At 67.9% G+C, this 473-nt stretch carries 1 protein-coding gene; it reads right to left on the bottom strand.

The features are described 5' to 3' along the window. Nucleotides 1–473 (bottom strand): nitrilase-related carbon-nitrogen hydrolase (locus tag EOC06_RS36665; protein WP_281062139.1); only part of this gene is annotated, 473 nt, incomplete at both ends.

Raw genomic sequence — 473 nt, 5'->3', positions numbered from 1 at the left:
CCAGAGAATGAGCTGCTCGTAGCAGATCAGCGGCGCGATCCTCCTGCCCGCGAGTTCGACGACCGGATTGGCAAGCAAGTGGGCTCGCGCGCCTTCGCCCTGTCCCGTCCAGGCCCGCCATGGTTGCCACATGGAGACCGGGACCGGCATGCGTTCGCGATAGAGGATGCCCGCCACGTCGGCGGAGATCGCCGCCATGACGTTGTCGTAGCCGGCCGCGTCGATCGCGGCCGCGCCGGCGATCACGGTGATGTCCGATCCGCGCAGTCCATCCTGCCAGAGACGCGCGACGGTTGGCGTCCAGAAGCCCAGCGCGCTCTCGGGAAGGACGATGACGCGGCTTCCCTCGGCTGGCCGTGCGCGCACCGTTGCGATCAGGCCACGGTGATGCTCGAGCGAACCGTCACGCCCGAGGCTCTGGCCCAGTTTGAGATCGACGCCCTTCCATCCGTCCGGTAGGGAAGGTTCTGTCC

The organism is Mesorhizobium sp. M7A.F.Ca.MR.362.00.0.0 (assembly GCF_004023175.1).
Classification (GTDB): domain Bacteria; phylum Pseudomonadota; class Alphaproteobacteria; order Rhizobiales; family Rhizobiaceae; genus Mesorhizobium.
This window is presented reverse-complemented; position numbering and strand designations above follow the sequence as displayed.